The sequence below is a fragment of the Hyphomonas sp. genome, assembly GCF_018402285.1.
Taxonomy (GTDB): Bacteria; Pseudomonadota; Alphaproteobacteria; order Caulobacterales; family Hyphomonadaceae; genus Hyphomonas.
The window spans coordinates 1398013-1414377 of sequence record NZ_JAGYJH010000003.1; the positions used below are offsets into that span (position 1 = coordinate 1398013).

The following is a 16365-nucleotide window of genomic DNA, read 5'->3' on the forward strand; positions in this document are numbered from 1 at the left end:
ATCCGTACTGTGTGCTAGGCGCAACACAATGGTTCTCATAAGGACCAGTCATCAGACATATCGAGAGAGGTATTCATGTCTGACGTTTTTGAACGTGTGAAGAAAATCGTAGTCGAGAACCTCGACGTGGAAGCAGACAAAGTTGTCGAAAGCGCAAGCTTCATCGACGATCTGGGTGCTGACTCGCTCGACCTCGTCGAACTCGTGATGGCTTTCGAAGAAGAGTTCAACATCGAGATCCCTGATGACGTGCAAGAGTCGATCCGTTCGGTCGGCGACGCCGTCTCGCACATCAAGGCCCACGTCTAAGGCGCTGGGTTGTCATGTCGAAGCGTCGTGTTGTCATCACCGGTATCGGTATTGTTTCTCCGCTGGCCAATGGCCGCGAGGCGACTTGGGAGCGTCTGATTGCCGGTAAGTCCGGCGCAGGCAAGATCGACAATTTCGACGCTTCGGACCTGCCGTGCAAAATCGCTTTCCAGGTCCCGTGGGCCTCCGGCCGGGGGGGCGGGGAAGGCGACGAGCACGCTTTCGATCCTGACAAGGTGCTGTCCTCCAAGGAGCAGCGCCGGATCGACGAGTTCATCCTGTACGGGATTGCCGCTGCAGACGAAGCGCTGGCCGATTCCGGCCTGAAGCTTGATACCGAAGAGCAGAAAGAACGCGCCGGCGTTATGATCGGCTCCGGCATCGGCGGTCTCGAGACCATCTATGAGACCTCGATCACGCTGCATGAGCAGGGCCCCCGCAAGGTCAGCCCGTTCTTCATTCCGGCATCGCTGATCAATCTGGCCTCCGGGCAGATATCGATCCGGCATGGGCTCAAGGGTCCCAACCATTCTGTGGTTACGGCCTGCGCGACTGGCGCGCATGCGATTGGCGACTCGGCGCGTCTCATCTCCTACGGCGATGCCGATGTGATGGTGGCGGGCGGGGCTGAAGCCGTGATCGGCCGGCTTGGCATCGCAGGCTTCTGCGCTGCCAAGGCCATGTCGACGAGCTTCAACGATACGCCCGAGAAGGCTTCTCGCCCTTACGACAAGGACCGGGACGGCTTCGTCATGGGCGAAGGCGCAGCTGTGCTCGTGCTCGAGGAATACGAACACGCCAGGGCCCGCGGCGCGAAGATCTACGCCGAAGTGTCAGGCTATGGCCTGACCGGGGACGCGCACCATATTACCGCGCCGGCCGAAGGCGCCGAGGGCGGCTACCGCGCCATGAAGATGGCGCTGAAGAATTCCGGAATCGACCCGACCGAGATCGATTACGTCAACGCCCACGGAACCTCGACGCCGAAGGGCGATGAGGGCGAAGCGGGCGCTGTCGAGCGGGCTTTTGGCGACCACGCCAAGAACGTGTCGATGTCCTCGACCAAATCGGCGGTCGGGCACCTGCTCGGCGCGGCCGGTGCGATCGAGGCGGCTTTCTGCGCGCTGGCGATCCGCGACCAGATCATGCCGCCGACCCTCAACCTCGACAATCCGAGCTTCGAGACGGTGCTGGATCTCATCCCGCACACGGCCAAGAAGGGCCGCGTCCGGGCTGCCATGTCCAACAGCTTCGGCTTTGGCGGCACGAATGCGTCGCTGGTCCTGCGCAAGGTTGACTGACGCAGGCTGTTGTACACGCAACGATTTTTTGAGGAACCGTCGGCTGACAAGCTGGCGGTTCTTTCATTTTGCCTGACAGCGCGGCGACTCATGGCAAGATTGATGACATATCGGTTATTGCCTGATCCGGCTGCGGAGCATGCTTTTCTGTGGCCGTCTGGCCGGGTTAGAACTCCCTGCTGGATCAAGTAAGATGAGGCTCGCATGGGATTCCTGAGGACGCTCTTCACCTGGGTGTTTGTGCTCGCCTTCATCGCGGCTGCAGGCGCGATCGCCGGCTGGGTGTGGCTCAACAACGAGATGACCCAGCCAGGTCCCCTCCAGGAAGAGGTGGTGTTCGTCGTGGCGGAAGGGGAAACTCTCACGGCGGTGGCCGGGCGCCTTGAGGAACAGGGCGTCATCAAGGATGACCGCATCCTCCTGCTCAAAAGCCGGGTTGATGAGGAGATGCAGGGCGACATCCCGCATGTGAAGGCGGGAGAGTACATGCTCGACCCCGCCATCAGCATGGCGGCGGTGCTGGCCATTCTGACCGAGGGGCGATCTGTGCTGCACAAGATCACGTTGCCGGAAGGGCGCACGACAGCGCAGCTGCTGCGCATCATAGAGGCCGACCAGACGCTGGAAGGGGAGATGCCGGAAGTGCTGCCGGAGGAAGGTACACTTCTTCCGGATACCTACATGTTCCATCGGGGCATGACGCGTCAGCAGCTGATCGAGAAGGTCCAGAAGGCGCAGGCCGATGTGCTGGCCGAACTCTGGCCCCAGCGCCAGGAAGGCCTGCTTCTGGAAACACCCTATGACGCCGTGATCCTTGCCTCAATCGTGGAAAAGGAAACCGGCATTGCTGCAGAGCGCGATGAGATCGCCGCACTGTTCACGACCCGGATGAAGAAGGGCATGCGCCTTCAGAGCGACCCGACGATCATCTATGGCATCTCAAAGGGTGAGCCACTCTACAACAATCAGGGTCAGCGCCGGACGCTCTACCGCTCTGAAATAGATCGGCCTACGGAATGGAACACGTATCAGATCGACGGGCTTCCCAAGACGCCGATATGCAATCCCGGGCGGGAGGCGATTGCGGCCGTGCTTAATCCTCCGGAGACAGAATACATCTTCTTTGTGGCGGATGGCAAAGGCGGGCACCTCTTTGCCAGGACACTGGCCGAGCATAACCGAAATGTCGCCGCCTATCGCGCCTATGAGCGCGGCGAAATCGAGCGGGAGCGGGCAAACTGATGGGAACACTATCCGGCATGACAGGCTTCGCGCGGGTAACCGGTGAAGCCGGCTGGGGCGGATGGGCCTGGGAAGCCAAGAGCGTCAATGGCCGCTCGCTGGATGTGCGGGTGAACCTGCCGCCCGGCGCAGAGCTGCTGGAGCGGGAAGTGAAGGCGATGGCCGCAGCCCGGTTCAATCGCGGGTCTCTGCAGGTCAGCCTCCGGATCGAGCTGGAAGCTTCCGGCGCTTCGGCCGTCGTCAATGAGGCGCTGCTGACCCTGCTCTCCCAGTCTGCCCGCAAGATTTCGGGCCGTGAGCTTTCCGCAGAAGCCATTGCCACGCTGATGTCGGTCAAGGGGGTCGTCGAGGCCGGGGCAAGTTCCACGCGCGATGTTCTCGATGAGGAGGCGCTCGCCCTGCTTGGGGCCGGGGCAGCGCAGGCGCTCGACGGGTTGGCCGAAGGGCGACTGGCCGAAGGCGCGTCACTTCAGACACTGCTCGGCGATCTGCTCGACGAGATGGAGCGCCTGAAAGGTGAAGCCGAAATCCATGCGGCCGGGCAGCCCGAACTCATCCGGGCAAAGTTGACCCGGCAGCTGGAAGAGCTGGACCGGGAAAGCCGGGTCGACGCCGAGCGCTATGCCGCCGAAGTGGCGCTGGCTGCGGCAAAGGCCGATGTGCGCGAAGAGCTCGACCGGCTCGCCGCCCATATCAGGACCGGCCGTGATCTGCTGAAGGCAGGTTCTCCGGCGGGCCGGAAAATCGATTTCCTCGCGCAGGAACTCAACCGCGAAGCCAACACGCTTTGCTCAAAATCCCTGAGCCTGGATTTGACGAATGCCGGGCTTGGCCTCAAAGGGGTGATCGACCAGTTCAAGGAGCAGTCGGCCAATGTCGAATAGCGGACATCCCAAAGACAGAGGCCATCGCCGCGGGCTGATGCTGGTGCTGTCCAGTCCTTCGGGCGCGGGCAAGACGACGCTTTCAAAGATGCTGCTGGACGAGTTCAGCGACGTGAAACTCTCGGTGTCTGCCACCACCCGCCCGCCCCGGCCGAACGAGATCGACGGGAAGGACTATTACTTCAAGACGCCGGAAGACTTCCACCGCATGATCGAGCGGCGGGAGTTTCTCGAATGGGCCCATGTCTTCGACAAGCATTACGGCACGCCCAAAGCCGACACGGTTGCCCGGCTTGAAGCCGGGGAAGACGTGCTTTTCGATGTGGACTGGCAGGGCGCCGACGCGCTGCACGACCAGATGCCCAACGATGTCGTCTCGGTGTTCATCCTGCCGCCGAGCATCGAGGCCCTGCAGGCGCGCCTCGCAGGCCGCCCGGGCTCAACGCCGGAACTGGTTGCCCGCCGCATGGAGGACGCCAAGCGCGAGATCATGCACTGGCGCCGGTACGACTATGTGATCGTCAATGAGGATCTCAACGTGGCCTATCAGCGCCTCAAGCGCATCCTGCTGACCGAACGCCTGAAGCGCCTGCGCCAGCTGGACCTGGAAGACCATGTCCGGGCGCTGCTGGGAGAGGTCTAGGCCAGGCTCGATGCGAGGGTCCGAAACTCGGCCTGGGTGAGCGTTTCGGCCCGGGCAGTCGGATCAATGCCGCACTCTTCCAGCCAGGCTTCCGCCTTCATGCCGCGTTTTTTCGCAAAGGGTTTCAGCGCGGCGCGCAGCATCTTGCGGCGCTGGCCAAACGCGGCGCCTGCGATCTGCTCCAGCAACGCCAGATGCTCGAAGCGCTGTCCCGGTGGCAGAGGCTCGAACTCGACAACGGCGCTGTCGACCTTTGGCGGCGGGCGGAAGGCGCCCGGCGGCAGGGTGAAGGCGATGCGCGGCCGGGTCACGGCCTGAGAGATCACCGCGAGGCGGCCATAAGCATCCGAGTCAGGCTTGGCGCAGATTCGGTCGGCCACTTCCTTCTGGAACATCAGCGCCATAGGACCGCGCCAGTCTCCGGCCTTCAGCCAGTCGATCAGCAGCGGCGTTCCGACATTGTACGGAAGGTTTGCAATGATCATGACGGGCGTGGCCGCGCCGGCCTCGGTCAGCACCTTTTCCCAGTGGACCTTGCGGGCATCCTTCGCGATGACCTGAAGTTTGCCCGATTGTGCTTCTGGCCAGCTGAGCAGGGCTTCGGAAAAGCGCGGATCGGTTTCGACCGTAATCAGCAGCGCAGGCTCTTCATTCAGGATTGCGCGGGTGAGACCACCCGGGCCGGGGCCGACCTCGATCACCGTCCGGCCCTTGACCGGGCCCGCGGCATTGGCGGCGCGTTTCAGGATGCTGGGATCAAACAGGAAGTGCTGGCCCAGCGCCTTGCGGGCGGGCGCATCTGTCAGCGCGGGAGCGCTGTTGCCGTCATCGTCATAGTCGTCATGGGGGTCGCTCATGCGGCGTTCCTTGCGCGGTGGCGGGCCTGTTCGCACGCAGAGTGTATGGCGGCGATCAGGCTGTCGGGCTTGGCAGTCCCGGCGGCGGCCGCGTCATAGGCGGTGCCGTGGTCGGGGCTTGTGCGGATGATGGGCAGACCGAGCGTCGTGTTGACGCCGCCCCACATGTCGAGCGTCTTCACCGGAATGAGGCCCTGATCATGCGTCATGGCGATCACCGCGTCGAAACGGCCGGAGAGGGCTTCGGCAAAGACGGTGTCCCCCGGGCGGGCGCCGGAAATGTCGATGCCTTCAGCGCGCAGGCGTTCGGCTGCAGGATTGATGATTTCGATTTCTTCGCGGCCAATCGTTCCATTTTCGCCAGCATGGGGATTAAGGCCGGTGAAAGCGATGCGGGGGCGGAGGATGCCGAACTGGCGCTGAAGGGCGGTGCAGGTGATGCGCGCAATGCGGCTCAGGCGCCCATCGGCGATGGCGGCAGGCACCGAGGCATAGGGCAGGTGGATCGTGGCGAGGGCAACGCGCAGGCCGCCACCGGTGAGCATCATCACGGGCTCGGGCGCCGGGCCATCTTCCGGCGCGCAGAGGTCTGCGATGAACTCCGTATGCCCCGGAAAGCGGAAGCCCTGGCCATAAAGAAGCGCCTTGTTGATCGGATTGGTGACGACGGCGCCGGCATTGCCGCTCAGGGCGTGGGCGGTGGCGACTTTGATGGCGGCAATGATGCCCGGGGCGGCGGCCGGATCAGGGGTTCCGGCAATAATCGCGCGTTCCTCATCCAGCGCCAGAACCGGCAGGGCGCGCGCATAGACACTGACGGCTTCGGCGGGTGCGCGGATCACGTCTACCGGGACGCCTGTGTAGAGGCCCGGCCATCCGATGACGTAGAAGGCGCTCGACGGGTTGGTGTGCAGGGCACGCCAGGCGGCTGCAGTGATCTGCGGCCCGCAGCCTGCGGGGTCACCCATCGTCAGGGCCAGCGGGAGGAGGGAAGGCGTGGTCACGCGCCGGGGTGTCGCGCCAATTGCGCAGCGGATCAAGCGGTTTCGCCTGCCCTAGCGGTAGATGATGGTGGCCAGGCGCCGGGTGTTGCGCAGCTCGCGCTCGGAAATCATGTTGAGTTCGCGAGACTTCAGCGAGCCTTTCAGGTCTTCGCGCGAGGGCAGGGCCTCGGCGCCGTCTTCCCGGCGGCAGACATACATCACGGCAAGACCGGCGGTGACGGCGAAGATTTCGGTCGGCTTGCCGACTTCGGTTGCCAGCACAAGGCCGCGACCTTCCGGGCCAAGTTCATCTACGTTGATGTCGTTGATGTCCTGGGCCCGCAGGGTGGTGCGCGAATTGGCGACCGACTGGACGTTGTCACAGCTTGTGATGCGGCCAATGGCTTCGGTAAGGGTGGCTTCCATCCCGTCGGTCGCGACGAGACGCTTGAGGTCGACGCGGGTGACGGGCTCTGCCGGCTCGCGCTTGCCGCCCAGAAGGATGATGAAAATGCCGTTGTCGGTCTGAATGGGCTCGAGCAGGCCGTTGGCGCCGGCCTTGGTCACTGCTTCGGCAATGGCCGGGGCGATGTCTTCGGTGGTGACCCAGCCCATGTCGCCGCCTGCGGCAGCGGTTGGCGCAGAGGAAATGCGCTGGGCGGCAACACGAAAGTCTGCGCCCTGCTGAAGCTGTGCTATAATCGACTCGGCCGCCTGCATGGCCTCTGTCTTGGTCGCCTCATCAGGCGCGTAAAGGAAGATTTCGCCAAGACGGTACTGCGTTTTCTGGGACGCCGTGCGCAGACGTGAGAGCTGATCGTCGACCTGATTTTCGGAAATGCGGATACGATTGCCATAGAGGCCGCTCATCAGGCGGTTCCAGGCAATGTCGGCGCGCATCTGCTCTTCGAGGCTGGCCGGGTTCACGCCAGAGGCGACGAGTTGCTGGCGCAGGGCCTCGCCGCTGACGCCTGCTTCGCTGGCCATCTCCTGGACGGCGGCATCAATTTCGCGGGGATCCACCTCGACTTCGTATTCGGCCACGCGGTCGAGCTGGAGCTTTTCGTCCACAAGCTGCTCAAGAGCCTGGCTGGTGATCTGCTGGACCTGTTCCTGGGTCGGCTCCGAGGCGCCGATGGTCAGCAGCAAGAGGCGCGCCCGCTGGCGGACATCGGAATAGGAGATCGGCTTGTCATTCACGATGGCAGCGATGCCTTCGAGGGTCTGACGGTCTGATTCCTGCGCGCTGGCGGTCGATGCAGGGACGCCAAACGCGCCGATCGCCGCAAAAGCTGCTGCCAAGAACACTACACGTACCATACGACGTCTCCATGGCCCCCAGGGTCGGGAAATTAGCCTGTTTTTCGCAATCGGACCTTACAAGTCTCGTCTCATCGCGCAACGCGTGGCTACAGTCATCCGCGAAGTTTGCTGCAGTTCGTTTTTCAGGTGAATTCCGCCTAGTCGAAATTTTCCGAGCCGAAATTGCCCAGAGACAGCAGTGAGAAGCGGATCTGGATGCTCTCAGACGGGCCAAGCGTGCGGTCCCGAAGTTCGGAGCGGTCATAGATGAGTTCGAACCGGGCGCATTCATCAGTGTAGGCGATGCCGAGTTCCTGCCGTGTGTCGACGTTCCGGCTGATGTCGCGCAGCTGGCCGAAGACGACTGAATAGCGGTCTGTCACCTGCACTTCGCCGCGCAGGTAGAGGCCCTCATCGGACGTGCCGGCAGGGCTGATGCGTTCATCGATCTTGTAATACTGGCCCACGGCCCGGAACCGGTCGATGGACGTTGAGGCGCGCAGGTCAAACCGGCTGAGCGAGAGGTCGTCATCATTGAGGCGGACGCGTGATCTCACTTCCAGGGCGCTGCCGATCCTGACGCTGGCGGCGGCCAGCCAGTCGGATGACTTACCATCAAGGTTGCTGGCCACATCGAAGGCCGGGTCGGCCTTCGAGCGCCAGCGGCGGCCGACGGTGGTGGAGATTTCCGTGCCGTTCTTCCAGATGGCGCGTGCCGTGAGGCCGGCGCTCAGCTTTCCGTCGCCCTCATAGAGGTCGAAGTTGCCAAAGCCGTTGGGGTCAAAAAGGTTCGACTCATCAAACTCGTAGAGCTGGCTGTCCTCGACCGGGATGGCCGGGTCATTGGCGTCCGAGACCCCCCAGGCCGCCATCACCGCAGGTTCGATCATCAGGTCGACATTCGTGCCGGGCCGGATCATCGGATAGGCGATCTTGGCGCCGGCATTGCCAACGGCGCGGGCTACGGATTCTTCGCCGCTGACGGCCTCGTCCAGCAGGTAATAGTCGCCGCGCAGTTCTGCGAAGGGCTCGAACGTGAAGCCGCCCGGCAGGACTTTCATCGTGCTCCAGTCCCCGCCAAGGCTGACGCGGTGGCTGTCGGCGCCGACTTCGCGGCTCAGGATGGCGGAAGACGCGTTCACCGAGGCGAAGCCATAGTCGCCCAGATCCCAGTATTTCTCGCCATAGGCGAGGGGCGAGACGAGCGGCAGCCGGGCGGCATCGTCTTCGCCGCGCAGGCCCTGGAAATTCAGGACGGCGATGTCGGTATAATAGCTCTCACCCTGGCCGGTGACGAAAAGCTGCGAAAGAAGGCGCCGGGGCTGGTTGGAATAGAGGCCGCGCTTCTCGTTCTGGCCGCTTATGTCGTAGCGCCGGTCATAGAGGTCGTCGGTCTGGGACTCGATGCCGAAGCCCCATTTCCATCCTGGCGAGATCGCGAAGAGGCCGTTGCCGTAGACATGGCCCCGGAAGCTTTCCTCACCGAAGGTTTCGCCATCGCCGTCGAAGTCGGCTTCATGGGTGAAGCTGGTCTCGAACTTCACCGCGCCGGAATAGAAGCGTTTGCTGAAATCGACGCCGATCAGCGGGTTCACGTTCTGCGATACCATCGGAGAGAGGGTGATGTCCGAATAGTCGGACACGGCCCAGTAATAGGGCTGCTGATAGAAGGCGCCGAGCTTTGAAGAGAGGCCTGCCTTGGGCACGAGCAGGCCGGAACGGCGCTCGGAGTTGGGGTCGGGATGGGAGAGGTAGGGCAGGTAGAAGACCGGCACGCCGGCGATTTCCACAACCGCGTCCCGGTAGGAGATCATCTGCGCTTCTTCGTCCAGCACCGCGCGGCGGGCGCGGATGGACCAGGTCGGGGTCTTGTTTTCCTCGCAGACCGGGCAGGCGGTGTAGACCAGATAATCCATGGCATTTATGCCGTCAGAGCGCCGGATCGCCGATTTGGCGGCGATGCTGGCGTCGCCGGCGAGGCGGGCGGAGTAGCCGATGGCATAACCGTCGGAGAGGTTAGCGCCGACATCGATCTCGTCGGCGAATTGCTGGCTGCCATCGGCTTCGATGATGATGACGTTGCCGGAGGCGCGCGCGCGCTGGGTGGCCCGGTCATAGATCAGCCGGTCGGCGCGCAGGACGCGGCCCTGATAGAGGGCTTCGACATTGCCTTCGGCAATGAGGGTGTTGTCCTCGGTGTTCTCGTAGACGGTGTCGGCTTCGAGCACGACGCGTTCATCGGTGACTGTAGTGGTTGATTCAGGTTCCGCTTCAGTCTGGGCATAGGCAGCAACCGGCAGGACCGCCGAAACGCCGGCCAGAAGCGCATAGTGAGACCATTTCACCACAGACGGCATCCTGAACTACCCGTACACAACGCCCCACCCGGCAGTTGGCGCCGCGTTTCTCCCGAAAAGTCAGGCTTAGAGACGAACAGACGGGGCGTCCAGCCATGCAATGGCGTGGATATGCATTCGCGCCATTGCAGTGCAGTCGGGCCACATCAAAGCCTGACAAATCCGGCACTTTTATCGCCAGAACGCGGCCAGGGGCGGTCAAACAGGGGAGACTTCCGGCCATTTGCGGACATATCAGGACAAGAAGTGCCCCCGCGCGCCGCCATTCCTGCCGAGACGGTAACGGCCTTCCCGGCGCGTTCCAGCTCCATCAGGATCGGGCCGGCGCGCGCGGCAGAGACCCCGGCAGCGCGGGCGATCTCGTCCAGAGGCATGGCCAGCGGGCTGAGCGCCTCGCGCACCCGGGCGAGATCGGACGGGCGGGATCGGGGCGCCGCCGCCATGGGCCGCGTCATAGGGATCGGGCGGGGGCGCCGAGACCCGCAGGAGGGTAAGCGAGCTCAGCACCTCCAACACGTCGCCGGCATGGCGGAGGAGGGCGGCGTCATTGTGGATGAGGTTGTTGGTGCCTGCCGCGCGCGGATCGAGCCGGGAGCCGGGCACGGCCATCACCTCGCGGCCCTGGTCGTGGGCGACGCGGGCGGAGATGAGAGAGCCTGGCCGCTCGGCTGCCTCGACCCCGACCGTACCGCGCGCCAGGCCGGTGATGATGCGATTGCGGCGGGGGAAGTCCTGCGCCTTGGCGCGGTGGACCAGGGGTATTTCCGGCTCGATGAGGCCCTGCTGGAAATTTCGCTATAGAGCCGGTCATGCCGGAGCGGATAGACTTGATCCGTGCTGCCGCCGAGGACGGCGATGGTGCCGATCGAAAAGGCTGTGGCGGCGTGGGCCTCGCCGTCGATGCCGAGGGCAGGGCCGCAGACAATGGTCTAGCCGGCCTTGCCCGGCGCAGCGGCCTTGGCCCGCGCGATCTTGCCGCCCGCGGCAGAGGCGTTGCGCGGACCGACGATGGCGCAGGTGGGCCAGGCGGTGAGGGCGGCATTGCCCAGCAGGGTGAGCGCCGGGGGCGGGGGATCGAGCGTGTGCAGGTGGGTCGGAAAGTACCTCTCGCACCTGGCTGCGATACGGGCGCCATACTTTGCGGCGGGGTCTGTCTTGCGGGCGATATTGTCCGCAGACAGAATGGTAACGGATTTGACGCCTGCAGGGCGGCTGGCGATTTCCGGCAGGGCCTCAAGCGCGCGCCCGGCATCGCCATAGCGCAGGATCAATGGGCGAAAGTCACCGGGCCAGCGGTCTGGGCTGGCGCCAAGCGCAGCCCGTCGAGGCGCTGCCCGCCTGCAAGGAGACAGGGCAGGCTCATGCTTCCGGGGCGTCTTTCTTCTTGGCGCCAAAGCGCGGCTCGGTGCCGCTCAGGAGGCGGCCGAGATTGGCGCGGTGGGTCCAGAACACGAAGACCGACAGCAGGGCGAGCCCGCCGAGAATGAAACTGCTGCGCTCACCCAGCAGCCAGGCGCCGGGGGGCACGGCGGCGGCGGCCACCAGTGCGGCAAGGGATGAAATGCGCGTCAGGGCAAAGAGGCCAAGCCAGATCGGCGCGGCGACGACCAGCCCGTGCAGCGGGGAGACGAAAGCGAGGAGGCCCGCATAGGTGGCCACGCCTTTGCCGCCCTTGAAGCCAAGCCAGACCGGATAGCAATGGCCGATGAAGGCAGCAAAGCCTGCGACGAAACCCACTTCCCGGCCCACCAACAGCGTGAAGGCGAGGGCCACGAGGCCGGCTTTCAAACTGTCGAGCAGGAAGGTGGCGAGCGCCAGATCCTTGCGGCCGGTGCGCAGCACATTGGTGGCGCCGATATTGCCCGATCCGATCTGGCGGATGTCTCCGAGACCTGCGGCTCTGGTGATGACGAGACCGAAGGGAATGGAGCCGGAGAGATACCCGGCGGCCGCCGCGACTGCGTAATGTGCCCATTCCGGCATGTGGAGTTCCTCGCCCGTCCCTTTGAGTGGTCAAGGTTTAGGGGGGTGTGGGGAAGGGGCAAGGGGGCCTCGAGGCGGGCGGCGTTGTCACCCGCTGCGCAGCGGGAGCGCATAAGGGATGACGCGTCGGGGAGCGCGCGACCCGGTTTAGCTTGCTAGGCTGGGCCTGGAATTTGCATCAGTGCGGGGCTTAAAGGCATACCGCTATCTGGCTGGGTGTGGGGCAATTTTCAGTGGCGCATCGTGCCGGAATCAACGGGTTGCGCGCCCTTGCGGTTACTTCTGTCGTCATTTTCCACTTTTCTCCGAACTGCTGAAGCTGGACGAGGCGCGCTAACGCTTGAACTCCAGTGTTCCTCCTACGAATGTCTTCATGACGCGGCCCTGAAGGCGTCGGCCATCGAAGGGGGAGTTTTTTGAGCGGGAGAGCAGGTCTTCACGCTCGCAGAGCCAGGGCTTTCCGGGATTGAAGAGGATGAGGTCTGCCGGGGAACCTTTCGCGAGGCGGCCCTGCGGCAGGCCGAGGATGCTGGCCGGGCCGATCGTCACCGGGGCGAGCGCTTCGAGCAGGGTAAGCGGGCCGTCATGGTGCAGGTTCAGAAGGGCCGAGAGTACGGTTTCAAGGCCTGCTGCGCCGAAGGCAGCCTCGCCAAAGGGAAGCCGCTTTTCTTCCGGGGGCTGAGGATCATGGGCGGAGACGACCGCGTCGATTTCGCCGGCTTTCAGCGCCTCGATTAGCCCTTGACGGGTGGCTTCGTCGCGGAAGGGCGGGTTCACCTTGCAATAGGTAAGGTAGTCGCCGACATCGCGCTCGTTGAAGAAGAGGGAATGGGCGGTCGCCGTGGTGTAGACTTTTGCGCCGCGCTTGCGGGCGGCGGTGGCAATCTCCAGCGTGCGGGCCGTGGAGACCTGGTCGAGGATCAGGGTGCAGCCGGTCTGCTCGGCCAGAGTAACGTCGCGCATTGCGCCGATCCACTCGGCCTCGGGCGGAATGCCGGAGAGGCCCGCACGGGCGGCAAAGGCGCCGGCATTCATCACGCCGCTGCCGGTGAGGGCGCGCTCGTCGGGGCGTGACATGACGATGGCGCCGCGGCTGGCGGCATACGCCATAGCGCGCTTCATCACTTGGGCGTCGGCTACCGGGCAGTCCCCATTGGTGAAGAGGAGGGCGCCAGCGTCTGCCATCAGGCCGATCTCGGCCATAGCAAGACCGGCAAGGCCCACGGTGAGCGCGCCGGCCGGATAGATGCGGGCTTTGGAGGTTTCCCGGGCCCGCTCGGCGATGAACCGGACGAGGGCGACATCGTCGATGACGGGGCGCGTATCGGGCATCACGACGAAGCTGGTGATGCCGCCGGAGAGGGCCGCGCGGGAGGCGGTTTCCAGCGTTTCCTTCTGCTCGTCGCCGGGCTCGCCGGTCTTGACGCGCAGATCGATCAGGCCGGGGGCGAGGCAGAGACCGGCAGCATCGATGGTTGTTTCAACGCCGGGGAATACCGATCCGGCGCCCTCGCGGATGTCTTTGATCTTTCCGTCCTCGATGAGGATGGCGCCTGGGGCGTCTAGCTCCGTAGCCGGATCAAGCAGGCGCGCATTGATGATCTGCAGGCTCATGACTTTCCTCCGGCGAGAAGGTGGAGGACGGCTTCGCGGACGGCGACGCCCATTTCGACCTGCTGGGTGATGACCGAACTTGGTCCGTCAGCAATGATGCTTTCGATCTCGACGCCGCGGTTCATAGGGCCGGGGTGCATTACGGTGACATTTGGCTTGGCGAGGGCGAGGCGGGCCTGGGTGAGGCCGAAATAGCGGAAATATTCGCGGCGGCTGGGCAGGAAGGCGCCGTTCATGCGTTCCAGCTGCAGGCGGAGCATCATGACGATGTCGGCGCCCTTCAGCACCTTGTCGAAATCTGCGCCCGCGCTTTCGGCGCCCCATGTGTCGGTGCCCGGAGGGATAAGTGTCTTCGGGCCGCAGAGATGCACGCGCGCGCCCATCAGGTGGAGCGCCATGGTGGTGGAGCGGGCAACGCGGCTGTGGGCGATGTCGCCGCAGATGACGACTTTGAGGCCCTCGATGCGGCCTTTGACGCGACGGATCGTGAGCAGGTCGAGTAGCGCCTGGGTGGGGTGTTCGTGGGTGCCGTCGCCGGCATTGATGACTGCACAGTCGACCTTGCGGGAGAGGAGCTTGGCCCCGCCGGACGCCGAGTGGCGGATGACGAGGGCGTCGGGCCTCATGGCATTTAGGGTCATCGCCGTGTCGATCAGCGTTTCGCCCTTCTTTACCGAGGAATTGGCGACCGGCATCGAGACGACATCGGCGCCAAGGCGCCGGGCGGCAATCTCGAAGCTCGACATCGTGCGCGTGGACGTCTCGAAGAAGAGGTTCACCACCGTCTTGCCGGTCAGCACCGGATCGGGGCGGATACCGCCGCGCGTCTTCTCGGCATAGCTGTCTGCCAGATCGAGAATATGACCAATATCGAGGGGATGAAGGCCTTCGATTCCAAGCAGATGCTCGTGCGTGAAGGTGTAGTCTGGCCTGGGCGGTGCCATGGGAATACCTCAGATTTGCGGCGGTGTAGGCGGGATTCTGAGGCGGGGCAAGCCTTTCAGGCCGCCCCGAGCCACAGGATCAGGGCCCAGGTGAGCGGCAGGGTGATGGCAGCCAGAACGGTCTGGACGGCGATCAGATTGGCGGCGAGCGTCGTGTCGCCGCCGAGTTCGCGGGCGAGGACGTAGGAGTTGGGGGCGGTTGAGGTGGCCGCGCAGAGGAGGGCGATGGCGAGCGGCAGGCCGCTGAGGCCGATCATCAGGCCGATGGCGAGCACGATGGCGGGCATGCCGATGAGGCGGATGAGCGACCAGACGACGGTGCGCAGGCCCGCGCGGCCAAGGGCTTTGAGGTCTACCCCCGCGCCGGCGCTGAGGAGGCCGGTGGCGATGGCGGCGCTGGCGAGGATGCGCAGGGTTTCGTCCAGCCCAAGCGGGATCTCAATGTGCAATACCGCGAGCGTGATGCCGATGAGACAGGCGATGACCAGCGGGTTGCGCGTCATGGCCAGGAAGGGACGGGGTCTGACGCCGGGCGGGCGGTCGGCATGGGCGGTGAGCGCGTAGACCGAGAGGACGTTGGCCGCCGGGATCATTACGGCGGCGGCGAGGCCGACGAGGGCAATGCCTTCATCCCCGAACAGCGCGGCGCCGAGGGAGAGCGCGATGATGGTGTTCCAGCGGACGTTTGACTGGATGATCGTGCCGATGGCCGGGCGGCTGATCCCCGGCCAGCCATAGGCGGCGAGGCCAATGACGCCCATCAGGCATTGGGCGGCGATCAGGGTGACCACCATCTGCCAGGGCGCGGTGTCGAATTCTGCGTTCGCCAGCGCGCGCACGATCAGGGCAGGCAGGAGCACCAGAAAGGAGAGCCGGTCGATCGAGCGGAAGGCTTCCGCGGCGATCCAGCGGCGGGTGGAGAGAAGTTGCCCGAGCGCGACGATCAGGATGACCGGCAGGAGCGCGATCAGGAAGGCGCTCATGGGCGCTGCTCCAGCCGGGAGAGGGCGTCCTGAAGTATGATGGCGGCGGCGGCGGCGTCGATGCCTGCCTCGCGGTGGCGGCGGGAGACCCCCGCGGCGCGCAGGACATCGCCCGCTTCGGCAGAGGAATAGCGCTCATCCTGGAAGGCGACGGGCAGGTCTCGCACCTTCAGGAGGCTGGAGACGAGTGTGCGGACGGACTGGGCGCGGGGTCCCATGCTGCCATCGACATTCAGCGGCAAGCCGACGATGAGGCCGACGGCTGCGCGCTGGTCGTAGATCTGGAAGAGGCGCTCAAGCGCCGGGGAGAGCTTTTTCTTGAGGATGGTCTCGACCGGGGAGGCCATCATTCGGATGGCGTCTGTGGCGGCGACGCCAAGGGTTGCGGTTCCGGGGTCGAGGCCCAGAAGCACGCCCTCGCGGGGCAGGTCGAAGAGATCCACCACAGCCATAGTCCCGCGTCCCTTACAGCCTTGATGGGCCTCTGCCTATGGCGTATGGGGCAGGAACTATCAGGAGCCTGCACCCATGAGCGTTACCCGCGACGATGTCCGCAAAGTTGCCCGTCTGTCCCGCATTGCGGTGCCAGAAGAGCGGCTGGACGAGCTTGCCGGAGAACTCAACGGCATCCTCGGCTGGATCGACCAGCTCAATGAGGTGAATGTCGAGGGCGTGGAGCCGCTGACGTCCGTGGTCGAGACGAAACTGCCGATGCGTGAGGACGTGGTGACGGATGGCAACATCCAGGACCAGGTGCTGGCGAACGCCCCGCGCAGCGAGCACGGGTTTTTCGTGGTTCCGAAGGCCGTGGAATAAGCAGCCGAATAAGACGGGCTGCCCGCCTTACATTCCGCTCAGTTGTGCCTCACATTGGTTTGAAGGGGCGATTCTTGCCCCGGTCACTGAAAGTGCGAACCGATGGCCAAGGGTCAGATGAAATCCAAAAAGGAAATCCGCAAACCG

17 protein-coding genes and 1 pseudogene are annotated in these 16365 nt (G+C 64.3%); 6 read left to right on the plus strand and 12 right to left on the minus strand.

Features of this window, described 5'->3' with window-relative positions; all coding sequences use genetic code 11:
• The first annotated feature begins 75 nt into the window (after positions 1-75).
• From KG722_RS09445 to gmk, 5 genes are all read left to right on the plus strand, one after another.
• Positions 76-309, plus strand: a complete 234-nt coding sequence (locus KG722_RS09445) for an acyl carrier protein (protein ID WP_011647152.1) — start codon at positions 76-78, stop codon at positions 307-309.
• A 14-nt stretch (positions 310-323) separates the two neighbouring features.
• Entirely contained in the window at positions 324-1610 is a 1287-nt protein-coding gene (fabF, locus tag KG722_RS09450; protein ID WP_213271476.1) for a beta-ketoacyl-ACP synthase II, read from the plus strand.
• A 204-nt stretch (positions 1611-1814) separates the two neighbouring features.
• On the plus strand, positions 1815-2852 hold the full coding sequence (gene mltG, locus KG722_RS09455; RefSeq protein ID WP_213271477.1) for an endolytic transglycosylase MltG: 1038 nt from the start codon (positions 1815-1817) through the stop codon (positions 2850-2852).
• Entirely contained in the window at positions 2852-3736 is an 885-nt protein-coding gene (locus KG722_RS09460) for a YicC/YloC family endoribonuclease (RefSeq protein WP_213271478.1), read from the plus strand. The genes mltG and KG722_RS09460 overlap by 1 nt, the downstream gene beginning before the upstream one ends.
• Complete coding sequence (gmk, locus tag KG722_RS09465; RefSeq protein ID WP_213271479.1) at positions 3726-4379, plus strand: guanylate kinase; 654 nt, start codon at positions 3726-3728, stop codon at positions 4377-4379. The genes KG722_RS09460 and gmk overlap by 11 nt, the downstream gene beginning before the upstream one ends.
• On the opposite strand, the gene rsmA is transcribed toward gmk, so the two are convergent.
• From rsmA to ruvX, 12 genes and pseudogenes are all read right to left on the minus strand, one after another.
• Positions 4376-5236, minus strand: coding sequence for a 16S rRNA (adenine(1518)-N(6)/adenine(1519)-N(6))-dimethyltransferase RsmA (gene rsmA, locus KG722_RS09470; RefSeq protein WP_213271480.1), 861 nt, complete (start codon positions 5234-5236; stop codon positions 4376-4378). The two genes, gmk and rsmA, sit on opposite strands and share 4 nt — an antisense overlap.
• Complete coding sequence (gene pdxA / locus KG722_RS09475; protein ID WP_300998341.1) at positions 5233-6276, minus strand: 4-hydroxythreonine-4-phosphate dehydrogenase PdxA; 1044 nt, start codon at positions 6274-6276, stop codon at positions 5233-5235. Before pdxA ends, rsmA begins: the two co-directional genes overlap by 4 nt.
• 15 nt (positions 6277-6291) lie before the next feature.
• Entirely contained in the window at positions 6292-7539 is a 1248-nt protein-coding gene (locus tag KG722_RS09480; RefSeq protein WP_213271481.1) for a peptidylprolyl isomerase, read from the minus strand.
• A gap of 140 nt (positions 7540-7679) precedes the next feature.
• Positions 7680-9869 (minus strand): LPS assembly protein LptD, encoded by a 2190-nt coding sequence (gene lptD, locus KG722_RS09485; protein WP_213271482.1) that lies wholly within the window; start codon positions 9867-9869, stop codon positions 7680-7682.
• Positions 9870-10024: 155 nt separating this feature from the next.
• Positions 10025-10321, minus strand: a complete 297-nt coding sequence (locus KG722_RS09490; RefSeq protein ID WP_213271483.1) for a hypothetical protein — start codon at positions 10319-10321, stop codon at positions 10025-10027.
• Positions 10322-10469: 148 nt separating this feature from the next.
• Positions 10470-10804 (minus strand): annotated as a pseudogene (locus KG722_RS15455) (DNA-processing protein DprA); the annotation flags it as partial.
• Positions 10805-10807: 3 nt separating this feature from the next.
• Positions 10808-11149: a DNA-processing protein DprA gene (locus tag KG722_RS09505; protein WP_213271484.1), complete on the minus strand. Its 342-nt coding sequence runs from the start codon at positions 11147-11149 to the stop codon at positions 10808-10810.
• A gap of 88 nt (positions 11150-11237) precedes the next feature.
• Positions 11238-11861 (minus strand): glycerol-3-phosphate 1-O-acyltransferase PlsY, encoded by a 624-nt coding sequence (gene plsY, locus KG722_RS09510; RefSeq protein WP_213271485.1) that lies wholly within the window; start codon positions 11859-11861, stop codon positions 11238-11240.
• Between the two features lie 333 nt (positions 11862-12194).
• Positions 12195-13475: a dihydroorotase gene (gene pyrC / locus KG722_RS09515; protein WP_213271486.1), complete on the minus strand. Its 1281-nt coding sequence runs from the start codon at positions 13473-13475 to the stop codon at positions 12195-12197.
• Entirely contained in the window at positions 13472-14419 is a 948-nt protein-coding gene (locus KG722_RS09520) for an aspartate carbamoyltransferase catalytic subunit (protein WP_213271487.1), read from the minus strand. Before KG722_RS09520 ends, pyrC begins: the two co-directional genes overlap by 4 nt.
• A gap of 56 nt (positions 14420-14475) precedes the next feature.
• Positions 14476-15402 carry an AEC family transporter gene (locus KG722_RS09525; RefSeq protein WP_213271488.1) on the minus strand — a complete coding sequence of 309 codons (927 nt, stop codon included), beginning with the start codon at positions 15400-15402 and terminating at the stop codon, positions 14476-14478.
• The gene (gene ruvX / locus KG722_RS09530) at positions 15399-15854 is read right to left on the minus strand and encodes a Holliday junction resolvase RuvX (protein WP_213271489.1); all 456 of its coding nucleotides are present in this window, start codon (positions 15852-15854) and stop codon (positions 15399-15401) included. Before ruvX ends, KG722_RS09525 begins: the two co-directional genes overlap by 4 nt.
• Positions 15855-15930: 76 nt before the next feature.
• On the opposite strand from ruvX, the gene gatC reads away from it, so the two are divergent.
• Positions 15931-16218 carry an Asp-tRNA(Asn)/Glu-tRNA(Gln) amidotransferase subunit GatC gene (gene gatC, locus KG722_RS09535; RefSeq protein ID WP_213271490.1) on the plus strand — a complete coding sequence of 96 codons (288 nt, stop codon included), beginning with the start codon at positions 15931-15933 and terminating at the stop codon, positions 16216-16218.
• The last annotated feature ends 147 nt before the right edge of the window (positions 16219-16365 follow it).